This window comes from Streptomyces sp. NPDC036822 (assembly GCF_055609145.1).
In genome coordinates this window covers 1-24,687 of sequence record NZ_JBVJPY010000020.1, presented here as the reverse complement: position 1 = coordinate 24,687, position 24,687 = coordinate 1, and the positions used below count along the sequence as shown (strand labels likewise).

The window sequence follows — 24,687 nt, the reverse complement described above, 5'->3', positions numbered from 1 at the left end:
ACACCCCTCACCATGAACACGGGCCCTGCGGCGACGAACAGCCCCGCGGCGACCTCCGCGCCGACGAGCACGAACAGCCCCGTGGCGAGGGCGGCCACCGCCATCGTCAACATCGCCAGCCTCGTCACCAACGACCCCTCCCTCGGTGATGGAACCCCTCTCGGCCTGATCCAGGACGCGGCCGTCGTCATCGACGGCGACCGTGTCGTCTGGGTCGGTGAATCAAGAAAAGCACCCGCCACTGACAACCGGGTCGACGCCGGCGGGCGGGCGGTGATCCCCGGCTTCGTGGACTCCCACTCGCACCTGGTCTTCGCGGGCGACCGCACCGCGGAGTTCAACGCCCGGATGTCCGGGCAGCCCTACGCCGCCGGCGGCATCCGCACCACCGTCGCGGCCACGCGCGCGGCCTCCGACGAGGCCCTCTCGGCGAACGTGGCCCGCTACCTCCGCGAGGCCCTCGCCCAGGGCACGACGACCTTCGAGACCAAGTCCGGTTACGGCCTGACCGTCGAGGACGAGGCCCGCGCCCTGCGGATCGCCGCCGCCCACACTGACGAGGTCACCTACCTCGGCGCGCACATCGTGTCCCCGGACTACGCCGACGACCCCGCCGCGTACGTCGACCTCGTCACCGGCGAGATGCTGGACGCCTGCGCCCCGTACGCCCGTTGGATCGACGTCTTCTGCGAGAAGGGCGCGTTCGACGGGGACCAGGCGCGGGCCGTCCTGACGGCCGGCAAGGCCAAGGGCCTGCACCCGCGCGTGCACGCGAACCAGCTCTCGTACGGCCCCGGCGTCCAGCTCGCCGTCGAACTGGACGCGGCGAGCGCCGACCACTGCACCCATCTGACGGACGCCGACGTGGACGCCCTGGCCTCGGGCGACACCGTCGCCACGCTGCTGCCCGGCGCCGAGTTCTCCACCCGTGCCGCCTGGCCCGACGCCCGCCGCCTGCTGGACGCGGGCGTCACCGTGGCTCTGTCCACGGACTGCAACCCCGGCTCGTCGTTCACTTCCTCCGTCCCGTTCTGCGTCGCGCTGGCGGTACGGGACATGGGGATGACCCCGGACGAGGCCCTGTGGTCCGCCACGGCCGGCGGCGCCGCCGCCCTCCGCCGCACGGACGTCGGCCGCCTCTCCCCGGGCGCCTACGCGGACCTCTCGCTCCTGGACGCCCCCTCCCACGTCCACCTGGCCTACCGCCCCGGAGTCCCCCTGGTGACCGACGTCTGGCGCCGCGGAGTCCTCACCGGCGCGCGAACCCGCTGACCCGGCGCCCGGTCCGACGGAGCCCCGCCCGCGGCCGCCGCTCCGGCGGCTCCGGCCGCGAACCCGCCGCCGCCCCGAGCATGAGCGGCGCGCGGCAGGGCAGGAGCAGTCGGGAGGAGTGTGTGCGAAAACGGCGGAAGGGCCCGTTCGGTCGGAACGGGCCCTTTCCGCAAGGCGTTTCGCGGCGGGCTTGCAGGCGTGCGGTCGGCGTCGGCGGCCGGCGCTCACTCCTCCAGGGTCAGCCCCTTGCGCAGCCGGCCCAGCGTGCGGGAGAGCAGCCGGGAGACGTGCATCTGGGAGATGCCGAGCTCCTCGCCGATCTCCGACTGGGTGAGTCCCGCGACGAAGCGGAGCGAGAGGATGCGCCGCTCACGGGAGGGCAGGGAGGCGATGATCGGCTTGAGGGACTCGATGTACTCGATGCCCTCGATGCCGTGGTCCTCGTAGCCGATCCGGTTCGCGAGCGCGCCCTCGCCGTCGTCGTCGTCGGGCTGCGCGTCCAGCGAGCTCGCGGTGTACGCGTTGCTGGCGGTCATGCCCTCGACGACCTCTTCGCGGCTCAGGTCGAGCTCCGCGGCGAGTTCGCTCACGGTCGGCGTGCGGTCGAGCCGCTGGGACAGCTCGTCGCCCGCCTTGGCGAGGTCGAGGCGGAGCTCCTGCAGCCTTCGCGGCACGCGCACGGACCACGAGGTGTCGCGGAAGAAGCGCTTGATCTCGCCGATGATCGTCGGCATCGCGAAGGTGGGGAACTCGACGCCCCGGGAGAGCTCGAAGCGGTCGATGGCCTTGATGAGGCCGATCGTGCCCACCTGGATGATGTCCTCCATCGGCTCGCTGCGGGAGCGGAACCGTGAGGCGGCGAACTTGACCAGGGCGAGGTTGAGCTCGACGAGCGTGTTGCGGACGTACGCGTACTCGTGCGTGCCCTCCTCGAGGTCGTCGAGGCGGGCGAACAGGGTCTTCGAGAGCGCCCGGGCGTCCAGGGCTTCGACCTGGTCGAAGGGCGGGATCTCGGGAAGGCCGAGGCCGGCGTCGGAGCCGAGACCCAGGACGGGATCGAGATCGTGGGTGGGGGGCTTGGTGATTGCCGACGGCGCGTCGGGGGTACGCGGAGCGTCGAGCCGGGGTGACATGGTCTCCTCCATCGTTCTTTCGCTGCGGTTTGCGGCGCCTCCAAAGCCGGTCGTGTCGGATGTCCTTTACTAGGCCTACCTGCTCGAAGGGGATCGTTGCAAGTGCCAATTGTCCCTTTTGTAGCGTTATATGGCGGAGGCCGGCTGCCATGAAGCGCGTTGACCTTGTATGGTTCGACGCACGTCAACCGGCATCCGCGAGAGCGAGAAGAGGCACGGGCATGGACCGCCAGAACGTCGGCAGCGCGCAGCCCGTACGGCTGCGGGTCGAGGTCCGCACCGTGGGGTCGAGCGAGATCCTCACTCCGGTGGGTGAGCTCGATCACCACACCGCCGACCTGTTGCGTACACCACTCGACGAAGCGCTCGACGCGGGCCGTTCACGGCTCGTGGTCGACTGCTCGCGTCTGGACTTCTGCGACTCCACCGGGCTGAACGTGCTCCTCGGTGCCCGGCTCAAGGCCGACGCCGCCGGCGGAGGGGTCCACCTGACCGGAATGCGGCCCGTGGTGGCGAGAGTCTTCGAGATCACCGGTGCGGACGTCGTCTTCACCGTGCACGACAGCCTCGCGGCGGCCCTCCCCGAGTGATTCGGGTGTTGTCAGGAAATGCCCGGGCAGAAGAGCCCAGGCTCGTGCGTTGTCTGGTGAATCGGTTGAATCGGTGAGGTGAAGCGCTGATGGACACTGCTGCCGGTGGCAGGGAGGTCGAGGAGCCCACGGGCCCCGACGCGGGTGCCGACGCGGGCGCCGCCTCCGGTGGCGCGTCCCCCTCGGCCGACGCCGCCCCCTCCGACGCCGACGGCAAGACCTTGGGTACGGACGTGATGACGGACAGTGCTTCCACCGGCGCCGACCTCGACGCGCGGACGCTCCCCCTCGGCTCCGCCAGCGGCACCGTCCCGCTGGCGCGCGACTTCACCAGGTCGGCGTTGTACGACTGGGGCTGGCTGCCCGCCGCCTCGGCCGAGGCCAGGGCCGCCGCCGAGGACGTCCTCCTCGTCGTCTCCGAGCTGGTCACCAACGCCTGTCTGCACGCCGAGGGCCCCGAAGAGCTCCGCGTGCGCCGGCGCGCCAAGGTGCTGCGCCTGGAGGTCGACGACCGCGGCGCCGGACAGCCCGCGCCGCGCACCCCGCACCGGGCCGGTCGGCCCGGCGGGCACGGCATGTTCATCGTCCAGCGGCTCTGTCTGGACTGGGGGATCGAGCGCACGCCCGGCGCCCCCGGCAAGACGGTGTGGGCCGAACTGGCCGCTCCGGCGTAGGCAGGCCGGACCTCCGCCTCCGCAAGGCCGTTCCGTACGGCCGACTCCCCCGCGGGCGCTTCCCGTACCGCCGGCTCCCCCCGGGTGCTTCCGCGCCACCGACTCCCGATCGACCGTTTCCGTACGGCTGTCTCCGCGGGACCGCGGGTCCGGCTGTGCGAGGCCGGCGTCCGCGGCGGCGTCCGCAGTTCGCCCGTCCGCGCGTCTTCCCTCCGCAAGGCCCCAGGCGTACCTTGACGCCCAATCTGATAAGCCGTCAGTAACTTCGCGGTGAGGGGTGCTCGAGGTGCCGTACCGGAGGAGAACAGCTTTCGCGCTGGCCATGGCGGCGGCGGGCTCGGTGGTGCTGGCCTCCGCCCCCGGCGCCCAGGCCGCCGTCGTGGACGTCGACTACGCCTGCGAAACGAAGATCGGCCCCAAGAGCGCCGTCTCGCCCGTCGACATCACGGCCGTCAGGAGCGGCGGCTCCTACACGATCACCATGTCCTTCGAGAAGGGCGTCTCCGACAGCCCCGTCGAGCTTCCCAAGGGGGTCATGACCCCGCGAGCGGAACTCCGGCTGGGAGGCGCCGACAGCGGCACGCTCAAGGTCAAGGGAACCCCCAACACGGTGGCGATCCCCCCGAACACCCCCATCAAGATCGGCCGGTTGACGGGTACGTACACCCCGAAGAAGAGCGGCGAGGTCACCTTCACGGCCGGAGTGCTCACCGTCCACGCCCTCGGCATGGACGCGGCCGTCTGCGCACCGAAGAACAGCCCCAAGCCCTCACTGGAGCTGGAGGTCACCGCCCCCGGCGGCTCCTCCGGCGGTGGCACCGACGAGACCCCCTCCTCGGGCGGCGGCGAACTGCCCAGGACCGGCCCGCTCGACTCCGCGACGGCGCTCGGCACCCTCGGCGGCACGGTGCTGCTGACCGGCGCGGCCGGAGTCCTCTGGCTCACGCGGCGCACGGCGCGCTGATGCGGGGAGCGTGGGCCGGCCGCCCGGCGCGGATGGTGGCCGCCGTCGCCGCGCTGCTGGGCGCCGTGGCGGCGGCGCCCCCGCCGGACTGGACGGCCGCCCCGGCCGAGGCGCGGCCGTACGTCTATGTGGAGGGCGAGGCAGGGAGCGTCCTCCGGGACACCCTGTCCCTGACCAACGAGGGGACGGCGCCGCTCACGGTACGGCTGAGCGGCCGGGGCGCGGCGTCCTTCGCGTTCGCCGCGCCCGCGGTGACCGTCCCGGCGCGGACACGGGCGGACGTGCCGTTCGCCGTGACCGTGACGGCGGACACCTCACCGGGCGACCACCGGGGCGTGGTCCTCGCGGAGGGTGGCGGCCGACAGGTGCGGGTGCCGGTGCACCTGCGGGTGAACGGGCCGAGCCTGGGGGCACTCACCGTCGAGGACGTACGGCTCGACGACGCGGGCACCCTGCACTACACGCTGGTCAACCGGGGCAACACCGTCCTCGCCCCCCACCTGGCCGTGCGCGCCCAGGGCGTTCTCGGCACGGTCCTCGACCGGCCCTCCCGCGCGCTGCCGGTCTCCCTGCGACCCGGCGAACGGCTCGCCCGCACCGAACCGTGGCCCGACCCGCCCACCCTCGACTCGGTGACGGTCGACCTGCGCGCCACGGCCTCCGGGGCCGCGCCGGTGACCGCCCGGGCCTCCGCGGTCTTCGTCTCCGGCGTCCCGGCCCTCACGGGAGTGCTCCTCGCGGTGGCGGCAGCGGCGGTGGCGACGGCGACCCGGGCACGCGCGGTCCGCCGCCGACGGGCCCCGCCGCCCGGGCCGGCGCCCCAAGAGCGGACGGATGCACGCCGGTTGGCCGAGGCGACGGCAGGAGAGAAGCGATGAGCGTGACGGTCCCTTCCCGGGCGGGCAGCCGTCGCAGGGCCGGCGTGGCGGTGTGGCTGTTCCTGACCGCGCTGCTGTGCGCTCTCCTGCCCACCACCCGGGCGTCCGCCGCTCCCGCCTCCGGCGCTTCCGTCGCCTCCTCCGTCCTTCCGTTCCGCATCGCGTCCCGTGTGCCGTCCGTCCGGGCGGACGGCCCCGGTCCCACGGTGTCCCTGTCGCGTTCCGAGGGCGGCAAGGGCGGCGAGATCACCGTCAGCGGGGCGAAGTGGAAGCCGGGGGCCCTGCTCATGCTGCTGATCTGCGGGCGGGCCGCACCCGGCAAGGGCGTCATCGGCGGCACCAACTCCTGCGCCAATACGGTCGGAAGAGCCGCCACCGTCGACGCCCAGGGCACCTTCAGCCGGAAGGTGCCGGTCGCCGAGCCGCCCGTGCCCTGCCCGTGCGTGGTGCACGTCGCCGGGGTCACCGGCGCGCAGGACGCCGTGGACGTGGCCTTCACCGTCGCCGGGCACCCCACCGCCCCTCTGCCCGAGACGACGGGCGACGGCAGGCTCGCCGTCCTGGCCTCCGCCCGTCTGAACGGCTCCAGCGGCGTCCTGGTCTGGTTCGGCGCCCCGCCCGCCCGCGAGATCGTCTTCACCGTCGGCAACCTCGGCAGCGCGCCCGTCAAGGATCCGGTCTTCCAGGTCGGCACCAGCCACGGCGTCTTCGCGCCGCAGTACGAGGAACGGCAGTGGCGCGGCACCATCGGACCCGGCAGGAAGGCCCTGATCACGCTGCCCGTCGAGCTGTCCGCGGGCGCCCACGGCGACTACCAGGTCTCGGTCAGGTACGCCGGGAAGGTCCTGGTCGAGCAGCCGTGGGGGGTCGGCCGGCCGTGGGGCGTGACCCTGTTCCGGCTGCTGCTGGCCGTGGTCGTCCCGGCCGCCCTCTTCCGTATCGGCATGGCGGTGGTGGACCGGGTACGGCCGGGCGCCGGCCCCGCGCACCGCCGGGCCGCCGGCGCCTCCGTGCGCGGCGCGTCCGCACGCCGGACTTCCCTGGCCCGGACTTCCGTACGCCGTCGTCCCGCGCGTACCTCCGGACCCGTCCCCGACGGGGACGGGACCACCACGGTCCTGCCGTGGTTCACCCCCGACTCCGCACCGTCAGAGAACAGCCCGACGACGAAGGGACATTCGTGAGCACGCAACGGAGGATGGGCGTGGCGGGAGTCGCGCTGATGCTCGGCGGCGCGGGGATCCTGCCGGCCGCCACCCCCGCCCAGGCAGCCGAGGTCTCGTTCGCGACCGAGTGCGTTCCACCGGCGATCTCCGGCCTGCCACCGGTGCGGGGCACCACCAAGGTGCAGATCACCGCGCCGGCGGAGGCCAAGGTCGGCGACGAGGTGGAGATCGTCTGGAAGACGGTCGCGGCCGCGTCCAAGAACCCCGACGTCCTCGACCTGGACAAGGACACGGTCAAGCCGACCGGGGTGGTCACGGTGGGCGGGGCGGCGAGCGCCACGCTGGCCCTGGAGGGGCCGCGGCAGAACCCGCCGATCCCCAAGAACAGCCCGATGGTGCTGCCGGACATGAAGGGCAGGCTGAAGCTGGAGAAGGCGGGCGAGATCACGCTGACGCCGGACAAGTACACGATCAACGTCTCGAAGCCCCTGTCGACGGACACGAAGTGTTCGCCGAAGGAGGCGGTGCCGGTCGGGGCGACCATCAAGGTGTCGGCGGGCGGGGGCGGTTCGACGTCCGGCGGTTCGACCTCCGGCGGTACGACCACGTCGGGTGGTACGACCACCTCCGGTGGTACGACGACCTCGGGTGGTTCGACCACCTCCGGTGGTACGACGACCTCGGGTGGTTCGACCACCTCCGGCGGTACGACGACCTCGGGTGGTTCGACCACCTCGGGTGGTTCGACCACCGGCGGCTCGACCACCTCCGGCGGGTCCACCTCCGGCGGCGGAGGCGGGCAGACCGACTTCCCCGGAAAGGAGGTCGCGGTCCAGTTCGCGTGCCAGTCGCCCGGTCCGGCGAACATCACCTCCAAGGTGACCGTCAACGCCAGGAAGAACGGCGGCACCTACGACCTCACCGTCAAGACCGCCAAGGGCGTGATGGACAGCCCCGCCCCGCTCCCCGCCGGAGCGCTGAAGCCGTCCATGGCGGTCAAGCTCGGCGGCGCGGACAGCGGGTCGGTCAACGTCGAGGGCCCGGCGAACTCCGCGCCGCTGGAACAGGGCAAGCCGGTCGACCTGCCCGACATGAAGGGGACGTACAAGCCGGGCGCCACCGGCAAGGCCACCCTCGCCCCCGGCACCCTGACGATCAACGTCTCGCTCGGCGGCACGCCGATCGTGATCCCCTGCCGGGTCAAGGGGAGCGTCCAGGCGTCCCTCACCCTCGACACGACCGAGCAGGCGGGCGGCGCATCGGGCGGCAGCAGCAGCGGCGGCGGTGACGCGGGCGCGGGCGGCGGCACGGGCGGCTCGGCCGGCTCCGGCGGCGGCCTCGCCGACACCGGCGCCGAGGACGAGGGCGCCCTGCGGGCCCTCGCCCTGGTGGCGGGCACGGTGATCCTGCTCGGCGGAGCGGTGTTCACCTTCACCCCGTGGGCCAGGCTCAGGCGCTGACGTAGGCCGAAGGCTCAGATGTTCCTCATGTCCCCTGGTAACTCCTTGTGAGGAGGGAGGTCCGGATGGTTGTGTTCGTCCGGGCGCCCGAACGATGGGCGCCCGCGAACCGACCTGCCTGACCAGCAGGGGAGCGATGCGTCGGGCCCGGCGAGGGCCCGACGCGCAGAAGGGAACGAAGATGCGCTGGGGGAAGAAGTTCGCCGCGGGATCACTCGCTGTGATGCTGGGCGTCGGTGGAGCGGGCCTGATCGCCGCGTCTCCCGCTCAGGCGGCCGGAAAGTACACCTGCAAGGCCTACGCCTCCATGGACAGGATCGGCCGGCCCACCGCCTACTCGACCTGTAAGGCGGGTGGCGCCAAGGGTGTGAGCAAGCACCGGGTCGTCATCAAGTGCGACCAGGTGCAGGGCGCCCGCGAGCACGTCATGACCTGGACGCTGTACGGCTCCTGGGTCGGACCCGGCCAGAAGTCGAACGTGCACTGCGGCACGAAGAACTTCCTGCGCGGGTTCAGCGTGCAGACCAAGTGACCGCGCGGCGGTAGGAAGAGGTCCGGCCCGGCACGCGACGCGTGCCGGGCCGGACCTCTTCCCACCGTGGGGAGGGACGCGTCAGCGCACGTCGCCCATGAGCGCGCGGATCTTCTTGCCCGCCGTCATGAACGCGAGGCCCGCGGCGACCGCCACGACCGCCCACAGGGTGTAGTACATGGCGTCACCCAGCGGCTTGTTGAGCTTGGTGGTCCAGCCGTTCAGCGCGTTGCCCGTCGCCGTGGCCAGGAACCACAGACCCATGATCTGGCCGACGAACTGCTTGGGGGCCAGCTTCGTGGACAGGGAGAGACCGACCGGCGAGAGGCACATCTCGCCGATGGTCTGGACGAGGTAGACGCTCAGCAGCCAGAAGACGGTGACCTTGCCGGTGTCGCTGTTCGCCGCGGCCGCGCCGGCGAGACCCATGATGGCGAACGAGCCGCCGATGAGGAGCATCGCGAGAGCGAACTTCATCGGAGCGCTGGGCTCGCGGTTGCGCTTGGCGAGCTTCACCCACAGCGCGGCGAAGACCGGCGCCAGGACGATGACCATCGCCGGGTTCACCGACTGGTACCAGGACGCCGGGAACTCCCAGCCGCCGATCATGCGGTCGGTCTTGTTGTCGGCGAAGAGGGTGAGCAGCGAGCCCGACTGGTCGTAGATCATCCAGAACAGGACGGCGGTGGCGAAGAACCACGCGAACGCCTTGATCTTCGGCTTGTCCTCGGCGGCCAGGGCGGGGTTGCGGTACATCGCGACGAAGTACACGACGGGCACGACGATGCCGAGGACCGCGAGGACGTTGACGATGTGCTCTATGTCGTACGTGCCGAGGACGATGTCGGCCAGGAGCGCGGCGACGGCCAGACCGCCCCAGAGCAGGACCTTGCGCAGCGCGCTGCGCTTCTCCTCGGGCGTCGCCGGGGTGCCCGGCTCCTTGCCGACGTCACCGAGGTGGCGGGAGCCGAGGATGTACTGGAGGACCGCCAGGGTCATGCCGATACCGGCGACGGCGAAGCCGAGGTGCCAGTTGACGTTCTCGCCGAGGTAGCCGACGACCAGCGGAGCGGCCATGCCGCCGATGTTGATCGACATGTAGAACAGCGTGAAACCGGCGTCGCGGCGGGCGCTCGGCTGGCCCTCGTAGAGGCCGCCGACCATGGCCGAGATGTTCGGCTTCAGCAGGCCCGTACCGGCGGCGATGAGCGCGAGGCCCGCGAAGAACGCCGTGTCCGACGGGATCGCCAGGGTGAAGTGGCCCAAGGCGATGACGATTCCGCCGACGAGGACCGCCTTGCGCGCGCCCCAGAGACGGTCGGCGACCCAGCCGCCGGGCATCGCGGCCATGTAGACGACCGCGTTGTAGACGCCGTAGATGGAGGCGGCCAGCGCCTCACGCCCCTCGAGAGGGCCGTCGAGCACACCCGCGACCAGGTAGAGGACGAGGATGCCGCGCATTCCGTACCAGGAGAAGCGCTCCCACATCTCGGTCATGAAGAGAGTGGCCAGGCCGCGGGGGTGGCCGAAGAACGTCTTCTCGGAACCGGGGGTTCCGGACGAAGTCGTCGTCAGGCTGGACGCCATGTCGATCCTTGCTCTGTCGGGACGCGCGCCTTGTGAGCGTGGTGCGCCCGGTGGGGGAGGCCGGCACCGGCGAGGGGCGGTCGCACCCCGCCGGGATCCACGCCCCGTGACGCTGCATCGCGTCCCGGGACCCGGCCCACAGGTCGTTCGCTGTCCTTGAGGCCGGCGAAGCCCACCTCACGCAGAAAAGAGACCCTTGGTGCGCGAAGCAGCCAAAGGTCCCCGATTACCGCAACAGACGTCTCGCCACCATACGACACGACAGGGGCGGATATGGAAGGACTTGAGAGATGGATCACAGGTGTCGAGGGAACCACATGACCATGATCGAAGGTCATCAGCAGGTTAGCCGCCCTGATGCCCAGGGGCGACCCTCACCCGGCGCATCGGGCCCCTGGCCACGGGCCGTGCGGACTACCATCACCCCATGACCCGTGTACTGCTCGCCGAGGACGACGCATCCATCTCGGAACCGCTGGCCCGCGCCCTGCGGCGGGAGGGGTACGAGGTCGAGGTGCGGGAGGACGGGCCCACCGCCCTCGACGCCGGACTCCAGGGCGGAGTCGACCTCGTCGTGCTCGACCTCGGGCTGCCGGGCATGGACGGACTCGAGGTCGCCCGGCGGCTGCGCTCCGAAGGGCACGCGGTCCCGATCCTGGTCCTGACGGCCCGCGCCGACGAGGTCGACACCGTCGTCGGCCTGGACGCGGGCGCCGACGACTACGTCACCAAGCCCTTCCGCCTCGCCGAACTCCTCGCCCGCGTCCGGGCCCTGCTCCGGCGCGGCGCCACCGAGCCGGCCGTCGCGCCGTCGACGCACGGCGTGCGCATCGACGTCGAGTCGCACCGTGCCTGGATGGGCGACGAGGAGCTCCAGCTGACGGCCAAGGAGTTCGACCTCCTCCGGGTCCTGGTCCGCGACGCCGGACGGGTCGTGACGCGCGACCAGCTGATGCGGGAGGTCTGGGACACGACCTGGTGGTCGTCGACGAAGACCCTCGACATGCACATCTCCTGGCTGCGCAAGAAGCTGGGCGACGACGCGGCCAACCCCCGCTACATCGCCACGGTCCGGGGCGTCGGCTTCCGCTTCGAGAAGAGCTGAGCCCGAGTCGAGCCCGAGTCGACGGGCCCGAGCCCGAGTCGACGGGCCCGAGCCCGAACCGGAGGCCGAGCCCGAGCCCGAGTCGGCGTCCTGGTCGGCGTCCCGCCCGGAGTCGGAGTCGTAGGCTCGGGGCGGCAGGACCCCCCACCCCCGCCCGGAGGGCACCGTGCGCCGCAGGCTGATCAACTCCACGCTCGCCGTGGTGCTCGTCGTCATCGCCGTGTTCGGGGTCTCCCTCGTCCTCGTCGAGACGCGCACCATCTCCAGCAGCGCGCAGGAGAGCGTGGACTCCGAGGCCCTGCGCCTGGTCGCGATCGTCGACAGCCGCCTCATCGGCGGGGAGCCCGTCAACCCCGACATCCTCGCCGAGCAGAGCGGCGCCAAGCGGTACGCCCTCATCGAGATCCCCGGCCGGAACCCCATCGAGATCGGCGCCCGTCCCGAGGGCAGCGTCATCCGCGCCACCGCCGACGGCGAGCGCGGCGAGACCGTGACCGTCGAGGAGTCCCGGTCCACCGTCACCGCCGAGGTCGGCCGCACCCTGCTGATCATCGGCGCGGTGGCCCTGCTCGCCGTCGTGGCCGCCGTCCTGCTCGCCGTACGGCAGGCCAACAAGCTGGCCTCACCCCTCACCGACCTCGCCGAGACCGCCGAGCGCCTCGGCTCGGGCGACCCGCGCCCGCGCCACCGGCGGTACGGAGTGCCCGAGCTGGACCGCGTCGCCGACGTCCTTGACGCCTCCGCCGAGCGGATCGCCCGGATGCTCACCGCCGAGCGCCGGCTCGCCGCCGACGCCTCGCACCAGCTGCGGACACCGCTCACGGCCCTGTCCATGCGCCTGGAGGAGGTGGCGGTCGCCGACGACCTCGACACCGTCCGGGAGGAGGCGACGATCGCCCTGACCCAGGTCGAGCGGCTCACCGACGTCGTCCAGCGGCTGCTCACCAACTCCCGGGACCCCCGGACCGGCTCCGCGATCGCCTTCGACCTCGACGAGGTCGTCAAGCAGCAGATCGAGGAGTGGCGCACCGCCTACCGGGGCGCCGGCCGGGCCATCGTCCACTCCGGCAAGCACGGCATGCGCGCGGTCGGCACGCCCGGGGCGGTCGCCCAGGTGCTTGCCGCGCTGATCGAGAACTCGCTCATGCACGGCGGCGGCACCGTCGCCCTGCGCACCCGGGTCACCGGCAACCAGGCCGTGATCGAGGTCACCGACGAGGGCCCCGGCGTCCCCGCCGACCTCGGCGCCCGGATCTTCGAGCGGACCATCAGCGGCCGCAACTCCACCGGCATCGGCCTCGCGGTCGCCCGCGACCTCGCGGAGGCGGACGGCGGCCGGCTCGAACTGCTCCAGCAGCAGCCGCCGGTGTTCGCGCTCTTCCTCAGCCGCGAGGTCAAGAGCCACGCGGACCACGAGCGCCCGGTCCGCTGACGCCGGTCACACGCGGGTCACACGCGGGCCGACGCCGGTCACACGCGGCGGACGCGGGTCACACGCGGTCGGGCTGCTTCCTGACCGCCTGCCGGGGAGCCTGCTCCAGGAACGATTCCGCGGTCTGGACGGCTTCCCGCGCCGGCAGCGTACGGAAGACCCACGTGCGGTACGACCAGAAGCGGAACAGCGTGGCGACGCCGATCCCGAGAAACTTGAAGACGTTGCTCTGCAGCGGGGTGTCCCAGCCGAAGCCGTACGTCGCCGCGTACAGCACACCGTTCTGGATCACCATGCCGACGACGCTGAACAGGAAGAAGAGCGACAGCTCCTTCGTCCGGCTGCTCTTGTCCCGGTCACGGTAGGTGAAGTAGCGGAACCCCACGTAGTTGAAGGCGATGGCGACGACGGTGGCGATGACGCTCGCCCGCACGACCGGAAGGTCGGTGAGGTGGCGCACGAGGTTGAACACCCCGAGGTCCACCAGGAGCCCGACAGCACCGACCGCGCCGAACTTGGCGAACTCGCGGGTGAGCCGGTCAAGCCGCACACGCAGTGCGCTCTGTTCACTCATGGTGATCGCTCAGCCCCGTCCGTCGGATGATGTCAACCCAGCCATGCTAACCAGCCCGTCTCCGACCCGCCCCTGGACATCGCGAAGCAGGGGAAAACCGGGTGGTCCTGTGCCAAAGCACAGGTGGACGAGGGCTCGCCGATGGTGCGGATACCCTAAGAGGGTGACGTTCCCGGTAGTCGGCATGGTCGGTGGCGGTCAGCTCGCCCGTATGACCCACGAGGCGGGCATCCCCCTCGGCATCAAGTTCAAGCTCCTCAGTGACACCCCGCAGGACTCGGCGGCCCAGGTGGTGAGCGAGGTCGTCATCGGCGACTACCGCGACCTGGCTACGCTGCGTGACTTCGCGCGCGGCTGTGACGTGATCACCTTCGATCACGAGCACGTCCCGACCGAACACCTGCGGGCCCTGGAAGCGGACGGCATCCCCGTCCGGCCGGGGCCCGACGCGCTGGTGCACGCCCAGGACAAGGGGGTGATGCGCGCCCGGCTCGACGAAATCGGCGCGCCGAGCCCGCGCCACCGCATCGTGGCCGATCCGGCGGACGCGGCGGCCTTCGCCGCCGAGGTCGGCGGCTTCCCGATCATCCTGAAGACCGTGCGCGGCGGCTACGACGGCAAGGGCGTCTGGTTCGTCCGTACGGAGGCCGACGCCCACGACCCGTTCCGCGCCGGCGTCCCGGTCCTCGCCGAGGAGAAGGTCGACTTCGCGCGCGAGCTGGCCGCGAACATCGTCCGCTCCCCGCACGGCCAGGCCGTCGCCTACCCGGTCGTCGAGTCCCGTCAGGTCGACGGCGTCTGCGACACGGTGATCGCGCCCGCCCCCGACCTGTCGGACGAGCTGGCCGGCCAGGCACAGGAGCTGGCGCTGCGGATCGCCAAGGAGCTCGGGGTCGTCGGCCATCTGGCGGTCGAGCTCTTCGAGACCACCGACGGCCGGATCCTCGTGAACGAGCTGGCGATGCGCCCCCACAACTCCGGCCACTGGACCCAGGACGGCGCGATCACCTCGCAGTTCGCCAACCACGTCCGGGCCGTCCTCGACCTCCCGCTGGGCGACCCGCGGCCGCGCGCGACCTGGACGGTCATGTGCAACGTGCTGGGCGGGGACTACCCCGACATGTACTACGCCTATCTGCACTGCATGGCCCGCGACCCTCAGCTGAAGATCCACATGTACGGCAAGGACGTGAAGCCCGGCCGCAAGGTGGGGCACGTCAACACCTACGGCGACGACCTCGACGACGTGCTGGAGCGCGCGCGTCACGCCGCCGGCTATCTGCGAGGAACGATCACCGAATGAGCCCCGAGCGTCCCGAGAGTCCCGTCGTAGGCATCGTCATGGGGTCCGACTCCGACTGGCCGGTCATGGAGGCCGCGGCCCAGGCCCTGGACGAGTTCGAGATCGCGTACGAGGTCGACGTCGTCTCCGCCCACCGCATGCCGCGCGAGATGATCGCGTACGGCGAGCAGGCCGCCGGGCGCGGTCTGAAGGCGATCATCGCGGGCGCGGGCGGCGCCGCCCACCTGCCGGGCATGCTCGCCTCCGTCACCCCGCTGCCCGTCATCGGCGTGCCGGTCCCGCTGAAGTACCTCGACGGCATGGACTCGCTGCTGTCCATCGTGCAGATGCCGGCCGGCGTGCCGGTGGCCACTGTCTCGGTCGGCGGCGCGCGCAACGCCGGTCTGCTCGCGGCCCGGATGCTCGCCGCGCACGACCCGGAGCTGCTGGCCCGGATGCGGGAGTTCCAGCAGGAGCTCAACGACCAGGCGACCGAGAAGGGCAAGCGGCTGCGGGCCAAGGTCGAGGGCTCGGAGTCCTTCGGATTCGCCAAGTGAGCGCGGCGGACCGGCTCGCGGAGGCGCGCGAACTGCTCGCCTCCGCTCCCGTCGTCGACGGACACAACGACCTGCCGTGGGCGCTGCGCCAGCACGTCCGCTACGACCTCGACCGCATGGACATCGCGGCCGACCAGTCCGGAGCGCTCCACACCGACCTGGCCCGGCTGCGGGCCGGCGGCGTCGGGGCCCAGTTCTGGTCGGTCTACGTCCCCTGCCACCTGACCGGCGACGACGCGGTCAGCGCCACCCTGGAACAGATCGACGTCGTCGACCTGCTCCTCGCGCGGTACGCGGCCGACCTCGCCCCCGCGCTCACCGCGGACGACATGGAGGCCGCGCGCCGGGAGGGCCGCATCGCCTCCCTGAAGGGCGCCGAGGGCGGCCACTCCATCAACGGCTCCCTCGCCACCCTGCGCGCGCTGCACACCCTGGGCGTGCGCTACATGACGCTCACGCACAACGACAACACCCCGTGGGCGGACTCGGCGACCGACGAGCCGGGCGTGGGCGGGCTCTCGGCGTTCGGTCACGAGGTCGTCCGGGAGATGAACCGCGTCGGCATGCTCGTCGACCTCTCGCACGTCGCCGCGACGACGATGAGGGACGCCCTCGACACCTCCGTCGCGCCGGTGATCTTCTCGCACTCCTCGTCCCGGGCCGTCTGCGACCACCCGAGGAACATCCCCGACGACGTGCTCGAACGCCTCGCGGCCAACGGGGGCGTGGCGATGGCGACGTTCGTCCCGAAGTTCATCCTGCCCGCCGCCGTGGAGTGGACGAACCGGGCCGACGAGAACATGCGGGCCCACGGTCTGCACCACCTCGACACCACCCCGGCGGCGATGCGGATCCACCGCGCCTTCGAGGCGGAGAACCCGCGGCCGGTCGCCACCGCCGCCACGGTCGCCGACCACCTCGACCACATGCGCGAGGCCGCCGGCATCGACCACATCGGCATCGGAGGGGACTACGACGGCACGGCGTTCACCCCGTCCGGTCTGGACGACGTCGCCGGCTATCCCCACCTGATCGCGGAGCTGCTGTCCCGCGGCTGGTCGCACGCCGACCTCGCCAAGCTGACCTGGTCCAACGCGGTCCGCGCGCTGCGCGACGCGGAGGCGGTCTCCCGCGACCTGCGGGCGAGCCGGGGGCCGTCGATCGCGACGATCGAGTCACTGGACACGCCGGCCGGCTGACCCCCCACCGGCCGCCGGCCCCACGCGGCGACGGCGCCTCGCCCGTTCGCGGGTACGGGGGCGGCGCCTTGCCCGTCGGGTTCGGAGGGGGCACGCCCGTCCCGTACGGGCAAGGGCGGCCTGGCCCGTCCCGCGCGGTCCGGTACGGGAGCGCCTCCCTCCCCCCTGGGGAAAGGCCCCTAGTCCCGCAGCGGGATGGTCCCCCGCTCCCGGTTCCCGCCCCCGTCGAACCTGGAGCGGTCCACCACCGGACGTGCGGCCGGCCGGGTCGCGATCAGGCGGATCGTGTCCCGCCCGGCGAGGGCGGTGCGCCACTGGCCCAGGTCCGGCCGGGTGCCGTACGCCCCGTCCGCCATCGCCCACAGCCGCCGCACCGCCGCCGTCCGGCGCTCGTCGAGCACTCCGGCGACCGGGTCCAGCGGTTTGTCGGGGGCGGCGTAGGCGTCCTGGGCGAGCACGCGGCCGATCATCAGCGCGGCCTTGTAGCGGTCGCTGTCGACGGTGACCGAGCCGGGCGGGGCGTGCGGGTCGAGCCAGTCCGGGGTGTCCGCCTGGTCGAGCACCGGCGGCCGGCCGGTGATCCGGATGCCGTCGCAGTCGAGCAGATGGACGGAGGGTCCCGGGTCCAGGGACCACAGGACGTTCGCCTGCGACAGGTCGCCGACGACGAGCCCCATGGCGTGCAGCCACTGGAAGAGTTCCACGATCGCCACGGTCAGGGCGTGCCGCTCGGCGGGGGAGGGCTGGCGGACCCCCTGCCAGGCGGTCTTCGGCGCGCGCAGCAGGTACGACAGCTCGATCAGCTTGCTGTCGCCCTTGCCCGTACGCCAGCTCATGGTGGCGGGCGCCCGGCGCATCAGGAAGCCGGTGACCCGGCCGCCGTCCACCACCCGGCAGAGCGGCCAGGCGGCCTCCCGGTCGAGCCGGTCCCGCTCGGCCGGGGCGAGCGCCTGGCGCAGCGACACCAGCGAGGCGAGGGCGTCCCCGTCGACCTTGTGCGGTTCCAGGTACTTCTTGAAGAGCAGGCCGCCCGGACCGCCCACCTCGTGGACCTCGCCCTGTCCGCCGACCGACAGCCTGCCCAGCATCTTCAGGGAGGCCTGGGTGACATCGGCGCCGTCGTGCGCGCTCACGCCGGTGCCTCCCACAGGACGGCCGCCGTGCGGTCGTCGTCGTACGACTTGACCCGGTACTGCACCTGCCAGAGGAAGTCGGCCGGCTCGGGCACGGTCCCCCCGCCCCAGGCGGTGCGGAGGAAGTCCCGCATCTCCGGCTCGCCGGCCAGCGGCGTGGACAGGCCGTCGGTGGCGAGGACGAGCACGTCCCCCGGCCGGGTGCTGATCAGCCGGGTGACGGCGGTCCCGGACAGCGGCAGGGCGGCCGTCCTCGTGTCGATGACGGCCGGCTCGGCGCCGCTGTCGGCGTCGGGCCCCGGCGCGGGCTCGGTGACGGTCAGGTCCCAGCGGCCGTCGCTGAGCAGCGCGGTACCGCCGTCGCCCACGGCCAGGAAGCCGCGGGTGCGGACGGCGGGGTCGAGCGGCACGAGGAGGACGCGCAGGGTGGTGGCGTAGCCGGCGGGCTCGTGCGAGGCGCGTTCGGCGGTACGGGTCAGGCGCGCCGCGATCCACTCCGCCGCCATGTCCGCGAGCGCGGCGAAGCGGTCCGCGTCCCCGGTCACCAGGCACTCGTGGAGCTCCTCGGCGTAGCGGGCGAGGATCCAGGCGGCCCAGCGGCAGGCGTGGTTCGACCCGACGTGCGAGAGGCGCGCCGATCCGACACCGTCGGCCACGGCGAGCATCAGCAGCTCGGCCCCCCCGGGTTCGCCGAGCAGGCTCACGCCGAGCGCGTCCTGCCGGGGCTCGCCCAGGTAGCGGTGGGAGTCACCGCGTACGGACGCGGCCCGGACCGTCAGCGGGCCGTGCGCGGCGCCGTCCAGCACGATGTCCGGCAGTACGGCGGCAGTGGGGTCGTCCGACACCCGGGGCAGCGCCTGCGGCACCGGCGGATAGCTCGGGGGCTTGCGGCCGCTGTGCGCGGGGACCCCGAGGGCCGGGGGCGCCGCCGGGGGGTTCTCCTGCTCCTGCTCCTGCTCCATCGCCGTCCTCGTCCTCGTCCTCGTTCTCGTTCCTCGTCTCTCGTCCTCAGAGCTTGTCGAGCGACACGGTCGCGAAGCCGGGCACGGTCTCGTCGACGGTGAGGGTGAAATCGGACCCGCCGTTCGCCGCGATGCTGCTCGCCGAGCGCACGATCGACCGGGTCAGGCTGGAGGCGAACTCCCGCAGGGCCTGCGCCGCCGACACCTGGCTGTTCTGCTGCATGAAGGCGCGGAAGTTGGCCACGTGGGCGATCGTGCCCTCCTCGGCGTCCCCGATGCCGAAGGCGATGATCTTCGGGCAGTAGCGGGACTCCGTCAGCTCCTTGTACGCCTGGTGCCAGTCGTCGTCGGTCGGGATGCCGTCCGACATGAAGAACGCCACCGGCCGGTACACCTCGTGCCCCTCGGCCTTGAGCGCGGCCACGTCCGTCTCGATGCAGCGCAGCAGCGTACGGAAGGCGTTCCCGTACGAGGTGAGACCCCCGGCCGCGAGGGCGGGTACCTCCTCGATGTCGCTGAGGTCGACGAGCGGCTGGAGGACGTTCGCCTCGGTGGAGAACCCGATCAGGCAGAACCGGGTCTTGTCGGCCACGGTCGGGTTGGTGCTGATCTCGTGGTGCAGTTCGGGCAGGGTCGAGTTGAGCGTGTCGAGGTTGTCGCCCGCCATCGACCCCGATTCGTCGCACAACAGGTAGAACGGGAGAATCTGCACGGCTTGCTTCCCTCCGGGTGGGGGATCGGTGGACGTCAGTAGGTGTAGAAGTAGATCTCCAGGTCGGCGTGCCCGCCCGAGGCCCCGCCCTTCCAGAAGTCGCGCGTGGTGGCCCCCGCGAACATCTGCGGACGGGCCTTCCCCAGCAGGGAGTTGACCTCGTGGGCGTAGTCGCCGCCCGCGCCCGGGTCGGAGTGCCGCCCGAAGGTCAGGACGAACGCCGCCTGCCGCCCCTCGTACCGTGCGGTCACCGCTCGCAGCCGCGCCTGGATCCGCGCCGTGTCGCCGGGGGCCGCGTCGATGGAGACCTTCACGGGCGTACGGGTCACGGCACGCGGGCCCTTGGGGCGGGCGCTCTTCGACGGCCCGGGCTTGGCGCTCCCGGAGGCCTTCGGCGGGGCGCCCGCCTCGGCCGCGAGCGGGTCGCCCTGGTCGCCCATGGCGACGAGCGCGAGCACCAGCAGCATGTCCGCGAAGAGCCAGCCGGCCAGGTGCAGCGGGTTGAACCGCGGCGCTCTCACCGGGCGTCCGCCCGCGGCGGCACGGCGTCCTGGGGTGTGCCCTGCGGGGTGTCCCGGGGAACCGCGGGCAGGGGAGGACGCGGCGCGTCGTGCGGGGCGGCCGCGCGCCCGTGGCCCTCCGCCGCTCCGCGGCCGTACCCCGTGCCGTTCCCGGAGGCGTCCGGCGCGGCGGTCCCCGGGACGACGGGTGCGGGGGCGGGCCCGTAAGGCTCCGTGCCCTGCGGCCCGGGCGCGGGGGAAGCGGGGAGCGACCGCAGGGCCTCGACGGCGTCCCCGAACCGCTCGGCCACCCGCCCGAGGGCCTCGGTCTGCGCGACGAGCCTCCCCAGCAGCTCCCGCGCCTCGTCGCTGCCGCGCGCCGTGGCCTCCACGACCTCCGTCAGCCGGCCCAGGACCTGCGCGGAGACGTCGCCGGTGACCTCGATGCCGGTCGTGAAGGAGCGCTGCGAGGCGGCGAGCACCGTCACGGAGTCCTCCACCCGTTCACCGGCCCGGTCCAGGACGTCCCGGACCTCCCCGCTCATCTCCCGCACGTCCTCCAGCGCCTTGCGGACGGTCGCCCCGCTGCCGCTGACCGCCGCCTCGATCTCCTTGGTGTTCCCGCGCACGGCGTCCTCGATCCGGCTCGCGGCCGACTCCAGCGGGCGGACGGAGGTGTCGATCCCGGCCAGCCGGCGCTCGGCCTTGTCCACGGAGTCCCCGACGAGCAGGGCGGCCTGGGTCAGCTCCCGCTGGGTCGTGGCCGCCGTCTCGCCGAGCCGGTTCAGGGTCGCCGCGGACCGGGTCAGTTCGGCCGCGAACCGCTGCGGCGAGGCCATGCGGTGGTCGTTGAGGTGGAGCTGGGCCTGGGTCAGCACCGGGACGAGCCGCCGGAGCAGGGCGTCGGCGCGCCGACGCCCGTCCTCCGCCCGCCGGGCGAGGCTGGCCTTGCGCCAGCCGTGCAGCAGGACCAGGGCGAGCAGCACCAGGATCGCGATCGTGGCGAACAGGGCGACGTGGCCGAAGGTGAAGAAGCCGGTCAGGCGGCCCTCGAACCCGGACTGCCACAGCTGGAGGAAGGGCCGGCCGGCGGCCTTCGGATCGGCTCCGGTCAGGGCCCCGTACGCACTGGTCGCACGGGTGAGGCCGAGCCAGGTCAGCGCCAGGGGGACGAAGACCAGGCCGCCGAGCACCGTCTCGAGCCAGCCCCAGGCCGCGTGCTCCTGCTCCGGCGCGCCGTCGTCCACGCTCTCCGGGCGGGCGTAGGCGTGCAGCAGATCGAGGTCGGCCCATGGGTCGAGCAGCCCGGAGTCGTCCGCGGCCCGCAACGCGTCCGAGAGCGCTCTGAGTTCGTCGGCGCGGGCGGACAACTCCGCCTCGGCGGACAGTTCTTCGATCTGCCGGGCGACCGAGGAACGGTCCGCCGGAGCCCGCACGGGCATGCCCACCCCCACACAAGAGAACAGGGGGGCCGATGGTCCGCGCAGTACGCTCCCCAGCGCGAACGGAACACCGTTCGTCTTCCCCCGAAGGGAACCGATCGTAGCCCACACCGCTACTCTGCGTCCCAGTGAACTCGTCTTCCCGGGGGGCCTGTTGTGCGTGCCGACCGTCCGCGCGGAGTGATCCGTCTCAAGCAGCCGGCCGAGCCGCTCCTGACCCGGACGGCGCCCACCGCCCAGGTGTCCGGGCGCGGAGTGCTCCAGGCGAACCTGAACTGGTCCGCCGGGACGGGCGCGGACCTGGACCTGGGCTGCATGGTCGCGCTCACCGACGGCGGCGCGCACGTGGTGCAGCCGCTCGGCCGGCTCTTCGGCTCGCTCACCGAGGCCCCGTACGTACGGCTCGACGGGGACGACAGGACGGGGGCCTCCTCCGACGGCGAGACGCTCCAGGTGAGCCTGGAGCACCGCGCCCTCTTTCGCAGGCTGCTGGTCTTCACCTACGTCTACGAGAGGGCGGTGGACTTCCGCAGTCTGGGCGCGGCGGTGACCGTCACGGCGCCGTCGGGCGGCTTCCGGATCCTCCTCGACGACGCCCCGGCCGGGGCGCTGGGCTGCGCGATCGCCCTGATCGAGCCGGCCCCGGGAGGAATGACGGTCCGCCGTGAGGTCAGCTGGTTCATGGGCACCGAGACGCACGGGCCGCAGCCGCAGATGGACCGGGCGTACGGCTTCGGCATGGAGTGGGTCGTGGGCCGCAAGGACTGACGGGCGGACCCGCCGAGGCGCGACCGGCCGCCCGTCCGTCCCTCGAACGCGCCGTCCACCGCGACCCGTGCGGGCGGCGGTGGCACGGTGGACGGTACTGCCCCGCCGCGTCCGGCGAGGCGGTACTGCCGCACCCGAGTTCGGAGTCCCCCATGGCAGACCTGCTGGACGACGCCCCTGCCCTCTCGGCCGCTTCCCCCGCCGTCGGTGAGCTCGATTCCGCCGGACCTCCGCCGGTCCCGGACGAGGAGGAACGCGCCCGCGCCCTGCTGGCCGCGTACCCGGTCGTCGAGGGGTACGCCGACCTGTCCGAGATCCCCGATCCCGAGGACCTGCCTCCGCTGCGGGCGCCGGAGGTGGCGGCGCAGTTCTGGTCCCTGCACCCGGAGCCCGGCGAGGACCCGGTGGTCGAGACGCTGCGCCGGATCGACACCGTGCGGACCCTCGTCGCCGCGTGTCCGGAGGACCTCCGCATGGCGCGGACGACGACGGAGATCGACGACGCCCGCAACTGCGGCCGGGTCGCGGCCCTGCTGGGCCCGGCGAGCGCCGTGGCCCTCGGCGGCTCGCTCGCCACGCTCCGGGCGTACCACGAGCTCGGCGTCCGGGCGATCACGCTGACCGGTTTCGACCGTTTCACCCATCAGGCGGTACGGGAGATGAACCGCCTGGGCGTCCTCGTCGACCTCTCGGGCGCCGCCCCGGACACGCTGAGGAGCACGCTCGGGACCACCAAGGCCCCGGTCCTGCTGACCCGTGCGGAACCGGAGGCGCTGCCGGACGACGTGCTGGCCCTGCTGGGCAAGAACGGCGGCGTGTGCATGGTCCCGCTGACGGACGGCGCCGCCGCCACGGCCGACGCGCTGGACCGGCTGCGGACCCTGGCCGGACCGCGTTCGGTCGGCCTCTCCCACAGTCCCGCCCCGCACACCGGCTATCCGGCCCTCGTCGCGGAGCTGCTCCGGCGCGGCTGGGAGGAGGAGGACGTCCAGGCCCTGACCGGCGGCAACGTGGCCCGCGTCCTGCGCGAGTCCGAGTTCCACTCCCGCGCCAAGCGCCTGCGCCGTCCTCCCGCCTGACGGGGCCGCGCCCCGGGGAGTGCCCGGAAAGGACGGCGGCCGCCGTCCTTTCCGGGCGCGAGCTCAGGCGCGGGGGCGGCCCATCGCCCGGTAGACCCAGCCCGCCTCGCGCCACCGGCTCGCGTCCAGCGCGTTGCGGCCGTCCAGGATGACCCGGCTGGTGACGACCTCGCCCAGCTCCGCCGGGTCCAGGGCGTCGCGGAACTCGCGCCACTCGGTCAGGTGCAGCACCACGTCCGCGCCCCGGGCGGCCTCCAGCGCCGTATCCGCGTACCCGAGCGTCGGGAAGAGCCGGCGGGCGTTGTCCATGCCCTTCGGGTCGTAGACCGTCACCTGGCCGCCCTGCAGATGGATCTGGCCGGCCACGTTCAGCGCGGGCGAGTCCCGTACGTCGTCCGAGTCCGGTTTGAACGTCGCGCCGAGCACCGCGACCCGCTTGCCGAGGAACGAGCCGTCGCCCAGGGCGTCGCGCGTCATCGCGACCATCTGGCCGCGCCGCCGCATGTTGATGGAGTCGATCTCCCGCAGGAAGGTCAGCGCCTGGTCCGCGCCCAGCTCGCCCGCCCGCGCCATGAACGCCCGGATGTCCTTCGGCAGGCAGCCGCCGCCGAAGCCGATCCCGGCCCGCAGGAACTTGGATCCGATCCGCTCGTCGTAGCCGATCGCCTCCGCCAGCTTCGCGACGTCGCCGCCCGCGGCCTCGCACACCTCCGCCATCGCGTTGATGAAGGAGATCTTGGTCGCCAGGAAGGAGTTGGCGGCGGTCTTCACCAGCTCCGCCGTCGGGAAGTCCGTCACCACGAACGGGGTGCCCTCGCCGACCGGTCCGGCGTACACCTCGCGCAGCGTCTTCTCCGCCCGCTCGCTCCGCACGCCGGCCACGATCCGGTCCGGACGCAGGGTGTCCTGGACGGCGAAGCCCTCCCGCAGGAACTCCGGGTTCCAGGCCAGTTCGACGCCCTCGGGCAGCAGCCCGGCGAGCCGCTCCGCGGAGCCGACCGGGACGGTCGACTTGCCGACGACCAGCGCGCCCGCGCGCACCACACCGGCGAGCGAGGCGAAGGCCGCGTCGACGTACGACATGTCGCACGCGTACTCACCGTGCTTCTGCGGAGTGTTCACGCAGACGAAGTGCACGTCGCCGAAGGCGCCGACCTCCTCCCAGGAGGTGGTGAACCGCAGCCGCCCCGTCGATCCCTCGATCCCGTGGGCGTGCCGCGCGAGGAGGTCCTCCAGGCCGGGCTCGTACATCGGCACCTTGCCCGACGCCAGCATCTCGATCTTCTCGGGGACGACGTCGAGCCCGAGGACCTCGAAGCCCAGCTCCGCCATGGCCGCCGCGTGTGTCGCGCCGAGGTAGCCGGTGCCGATCACGGTGATCTTGAGGGCCATGCGGGACTCCATGTGCGTGCAGGCGGAAAATGCCTGCCCGAGCATAGTCGGGGCGCGTGCGGACGCGGTGCGGCCGGGCGCGGGCTGTCGCAAAGCTCACCTGGTGGCGGAGGACCGGCACGCCCTAACATTCTGGTTACTTAACGGTAGTTAGCGTTTGTTCTAGGGGAGTTCCAGATCATGGGCAAGGACTTCGACTTGTACCGCCCGTCCGAAGAGCACGAGATGCTCCGGGAGACGGTCCGCGCGCTGGCGGAGGCGAAGATCACGCCGTTCGCCGCGGCGGTGGACGAG

At 72.6% G+C, this 24,687-nt stretch carries 25 protein-coding genes; 16 read left to right on the top strand and 9 right to left on the bottom strand.

Translation table 11 applies throughout. The features are described from left to right. The first annotated feature begins 12 nt into the window (after nucleotides 1-12). The gene (gene hutI, locus ACZ68P_RS30850) at nucleotides 13-1,272 is read left to right on the top strand and encodes an imidazolonepropionase (protein ID WP_471011990.1); all 1,260 of its coding nucleotides are present in this window, start codon (nucleotides 13-15) and stop codon (nucleotides 1,270-1,272) included. A 224-nt stretch (nucleotides 1,273-1,496) separates the two neighbouring features. Here hutI and ACZ68P_RS30845 read toward each other — a convergent pair whose 3' ends face one another. Beyond that, nucleotides 1,497-2,405: an RNA polymerase sigma factor SigF gene (locus tag ACZ68P_RS30845; protein WP_471011989.1), complete on the bottom strand. Its 909-nt coding sequence runs from the start codon at nucleotides 2,403-2,405 to the stop codon at nucleotides 1,497-1,499. A gap of 221 nt (nucleotides 2,406-2,626) precedes the next feature. Here ACZ68P_RS30845 and ACZ68P_RS30840 point away from each other — a divergent pair, with 221 nt between their 5' ends. From ACZ68P_RS30840 to ACZ68P_RS30810, 7 genes are all read left to right on the top strand, one after another. After that, entirely contained in the window at nucleotides 2,627-2,995 is a 369-nt protein-coding gene (locus tag ACZ68P_RS30840; RefSeq protein ID WP_471011986.1) for an STAS domain-containing protein, read from the top strand. Nucleotides 2,996-3,084: 89 nt separating this feature from the next. Continuing rightward, nucleotides 3,085-3,669 carry an ATP-binding protein gene (locus ACZ68P_RS30835; protein ID WP_471011984.1) on the top strand — a complete coding sequence of 195 codons (585 nt, stop codon included), beginning with the start codon at nucleotides 3,085-3,087 and terminating at the stop codon, nucleotides 3,667-3,669. A 286-nt stretch (nucleotides 3,670-3,955) separates the two neighbouring features. After that, nucleotides 3,956-4,633 (top strand): peptidase, encoded by a 678-nt coding sequence (locus tag ACZ68P_RS30830; protein ID WP_471011981.1) that lies wholly within the window; start codon nucleotides 3,956-3,958, stop codon nucleotides 4,631-4,633. Next, nucleotides 4,633-5,511, top strand: a complete 879-nt coding sequence (locus tag ACZ68P_RS30825; RefSeq protein ID WP_471011978.1) for a COG1470 family protein — start codon at nucleotides 4,633-4,635, stop codon at nucleotides 5,509-5,511. Before ACZ68P_RS30830 ends, ACZ68P_RS30825 begins: the two co-directional genes overlap by 1 nt. Continuing rightward, nucleotides 5,508-6,695, top strand: coding sequence for a hypothetical protein (locus ACZ68P_RS30820; RefSeq protein WP_471011976.1), 1,188 nt, complete (start codon nucleotides 5,508-5,510; stop codon nucleotides 6,693-6,695). The genes ACZ68P_RS30825 and ACZ68P_RS30820 overlap by 4 nt, the downstream gene beginning before the upstream one ends. Before the next feature lie 14 nt (nucleotides 6,696-6,709). Continuing rightward, a complete protein-coding gene (locus tag ACZ68P_RS30815; protein ID WP_471012125.1) occupies nucleotides 6,710-8,137 on the top strand; it encodes a hypothetical protein in 1,428 nt (475 codons plus the stop codon). Between the two features lie 181 nt (nucleotides 8,138-8,318). Further along, on the top strand, nucleotides 8,319-8,669 hold the full coding sequence (locus ACZ68P_RS30810) for a hypothetical protein (RefSeq protein WP_471011974.1): 351 nt from the start codon (nucleotides 8,319-8,321) through the stop codon (nucleotides 8,667-8,669). Between the two features lie 81 nt (nucleotides 8,670-8,750). Here the strand turns inward: ACZ68P_RS30810 and ACZ68P_RS30805 are convergent, their stop codons facing one another. Then, complete coding sequence (locus ACZ68P_RS30805; protein ID WP_365715936.1) at nucleotides 8,751-10,256, bottom strand: peptide MFS transporter; 1,506 nt, start codon at nucleotides 10,254-10,256, stop codon at nucleotides 8,751-8,753. Nucleotides 10,257-10,683: 427 nt separating this feature from the next. On the opposite strand from ACZ68P_RS30805, the gene ACZ68P_RS30800 reads away from it, so the two are divergent. Both ACZ68P_RS30800 and ACZ68P_RS30795 read left to right on the top strand, forming a co-directional pair. After that, nucleotides 10,684-11,361: a response regulator transcription factor gene (locus tag ACZ68P_RS30800; RefSeq protein ID WP_365715937.1), complete on the top strand. Its 678-nt coding sequence runs from the start codon at nucleotides 10,684-10,686 to the stop codon at nucleotides 11,359-11,361. A 166-nt stretch (nucleotides 11,362-11,527) separates the two neighbouring features. Beyond that, nucleotides 11,528-12,793, top strand: coding sequence for an ATP-binding protein (locus ACZ68P_RS30795; protein WP_471011970.1), 1,266 nt, complete (start codon nucleotides 11,528-11,530; stop codon nucleotides 12,791-12,793). Nucleotides 12,794-12,851: 58 nt separating this feature from the next. Here the strand turns inward: ACZ68P_RS30795 and ACZ68P_RS30790 are convergent, their stop codons facing one another. Further along, the gene (locus ACZ68P_RS30790; protein WP_471011967.1) at nucleotides 12,852-13,367 is read right to left on the bottom strand and encodes a GtrA family protein; all 516 of its coding nucleotides are present in this window, start codon (nucleotides 13,365-13,367) and stop codon (nucleotides 12,852-12,854) included. Between the two features lie 163 nt (nucleotides 13,368-13,530). Here ACZ68P_RS30790 and ACZ68P_RS30785 point away from each other — a divergent pair, with 163 nt between their 5' ends. From ACZ68P_RS30785 to ACZ68P_RS30775, 3 genes are read left to right on the top strand one after another with little or no spacing between them, the layout of a single operon-like run. Further along, nucleotides 13,531-14,670 carry a 5-(carboxyamino)imidazole ribonucleotide synthase gene (locus ACZ68P_RS30785; protein WP_471011966.1) on the top strand — a complete coding sequence of 380 codons (1,140 nt, stop codon included), beginning with the start codon at nucleotides 13,531-13,533 and terminating at the stop codon, nucleotides 14,668-14,670. Next, nucleotides 14,667-15,206, top strand: a complete 540-nt coding sequence (purE, locus tag ACZ68P_RS30780) for a 5-(carboxyamino)imidazole ribonucleotide mutase (RefSeq protein ID WP_471011964.1) — start codon at nucleotides 14,667-14,669, stop codon at nucleotides 15,204-15,206. Before ACZ68P_RS30785 ends, purE begins: the two co-directional genes overlap by 4 nt. Continuing rightward, complete coding sequence (locus tag ACZ68P_RS30775; RefSeq protein WP_471011962.1) at nucleotides 15,203-16,405, top strand: dipeptidase; 1,203 nt, start codon at nucleotides 15,203-15,205, stop codon at nucleotides 16,403-16,405. Before purE ends, ACZ68P_RS30775 begins: the two co-directional genes overlap by 4 nt. Nucleotides 16,406-16,584: 179 nt before the next feature. Here ACZ68P_RS30775 and ACZ68P_RS30770 read toward each other — a convergent pair whose 3' ends face one another. Genes ACZ68P_RS30770 through ACZ68P_RS30750 form a run of 5 tightly spaced genes read right to left on the bottom strand, consistent with a single transcriptional unit; the run spans nucleotide 16,585 to nucleotide 21,154 of the window. Continuing rightward, a complete protein-coding gene (locus ACZ68P_RS30770; RefSeq protein ID WP_471011960.1) occupies nucleotides 16,585-17,538 on the bottom strand; it encodes a hypothetical protein in 954 nt (317 codons plus the stop codon). Further along, on the bottom strand, nucleotides 17,535-18,500 hold the full coding sequence (locus ACZ68P_RS30765) for a protein phosphatase 2C domain-containing protein (protein WP_471011958.1): 966 nt from the start codon (nucleotides 18,498-18,500) through the stop codon (nucleotides 17,535-17,537). Before ACZ68P_RS30765 ends, ACZ68P_RS30770 begins: the two co-directional genes overlap by 4 nt. A gap of 46 nt (nucleotides 18,501-18,546) precedes the next feature. After that, nucleotides 18,547-19,212 (bottom strand): vWA domain-containing protein, encoded by a 666-nt coding sequence (locus ACZ68P_RS30760; RefSeq protein ID WP_365715945.1) that lies wholly within the window; start codon nucleotides 19,210-19,212, stop codon nucleotides 18,547-18,549. Nucleotides 19,213-19,247: 35 nt separating this feature from the next. Continuing rightward, the gene (locus ACZ68P_RS30755; protein ID WP_471011957.1) at nucleotides 19,248-19,733 is read right to left on the bottom strand and encodes a hypothetical protein; all 486 of its coding nucleotides are present in this window, start codon (nucleotides 19,731-19,733) and stop codon (nucleotides 19,248-19,250) included. Beyond that, nucleotides 19,730-21,154: a methyl-accepting chemotaxis protein gene (locus ACZ68P_RS30750; protein ID WP_471011955.1), complete on the bottom strand. Its 1,425-nt coding sequence runs from the start codon at nucleotides 21,152-21,154 to the stop codon at nucleotides 19,730-19,732. The genes ACZ68P_RS30755 and ACZ68P_RS30750 overlap by 4 nt, the downstream gene beginning before the upstream one ends. A gap of 180 nt (nucleotides 21,155-21,334) precedes the next feature. On the opposite strand from ACZ68P_RS30750, the gene ACZ68P_RS30745 reads away from it, so the two are divergent. Beyond that, nucleotides 21,335-21,922 carry a tellurium resistance protein gene (locus ACZ68P_RS30745; protein ID WP_471011953.1) on the top strand — a complete coding sequence of 196 codons (588 nt, stop codon included), beginning with the start codon at nucleotides 21,335-21,337 and terminating at the stop codon, nucleotides 21,920-21,922. 152 nt (nucleotides 21,923-22,074) lie between these two features. Then, on the top strand, nucleotides 22,075-23,001 hold the full coding sequence (locus tag ACZ68P_RS30740) for a membrane dipeptidase (protein WP_471011952.1): 927 nt from the start codon (nucleotides 22,075-22,077) through the stop codon (nucleotides 22,999-23,001). Nucleotides 23,002-23,064: 63 nt separating this feature from the next. Here ACZ68P_RS30740 and ACZ68P_RS30735 read toward each other — a convergent pair whose 3' ends face one another. Further along, nucleotides 23,065-24,393 carry a UDP-glucose dehydrogenase family protein gene (locus tag ACZ68P_RS30735; protein ID WP_471011949.1) on the bottom strand — a complete coding sequence of 443 codons (1,329 nt, stop codon included), beginning with the start codon at nucleotides 24,391-24,393 and terminating at the stop codon, nucleotides 23,065-23,067. A 180-nt stretch (nucleotides 24,394-24,573) separates the two neighbouring features. Here ACZ68P_RS30735 and ACZ68P_RS30730 point away from each other — a divergent pair. Continuing rightward, nucleotides 24,574-24,687: acyl-CoA dehydrogenase family protein (locus ACZ68P_RS30730; protein ID WP_471012123.1), on the top strand; the 114-nt coding region annotated here is incomplete at its 3' end.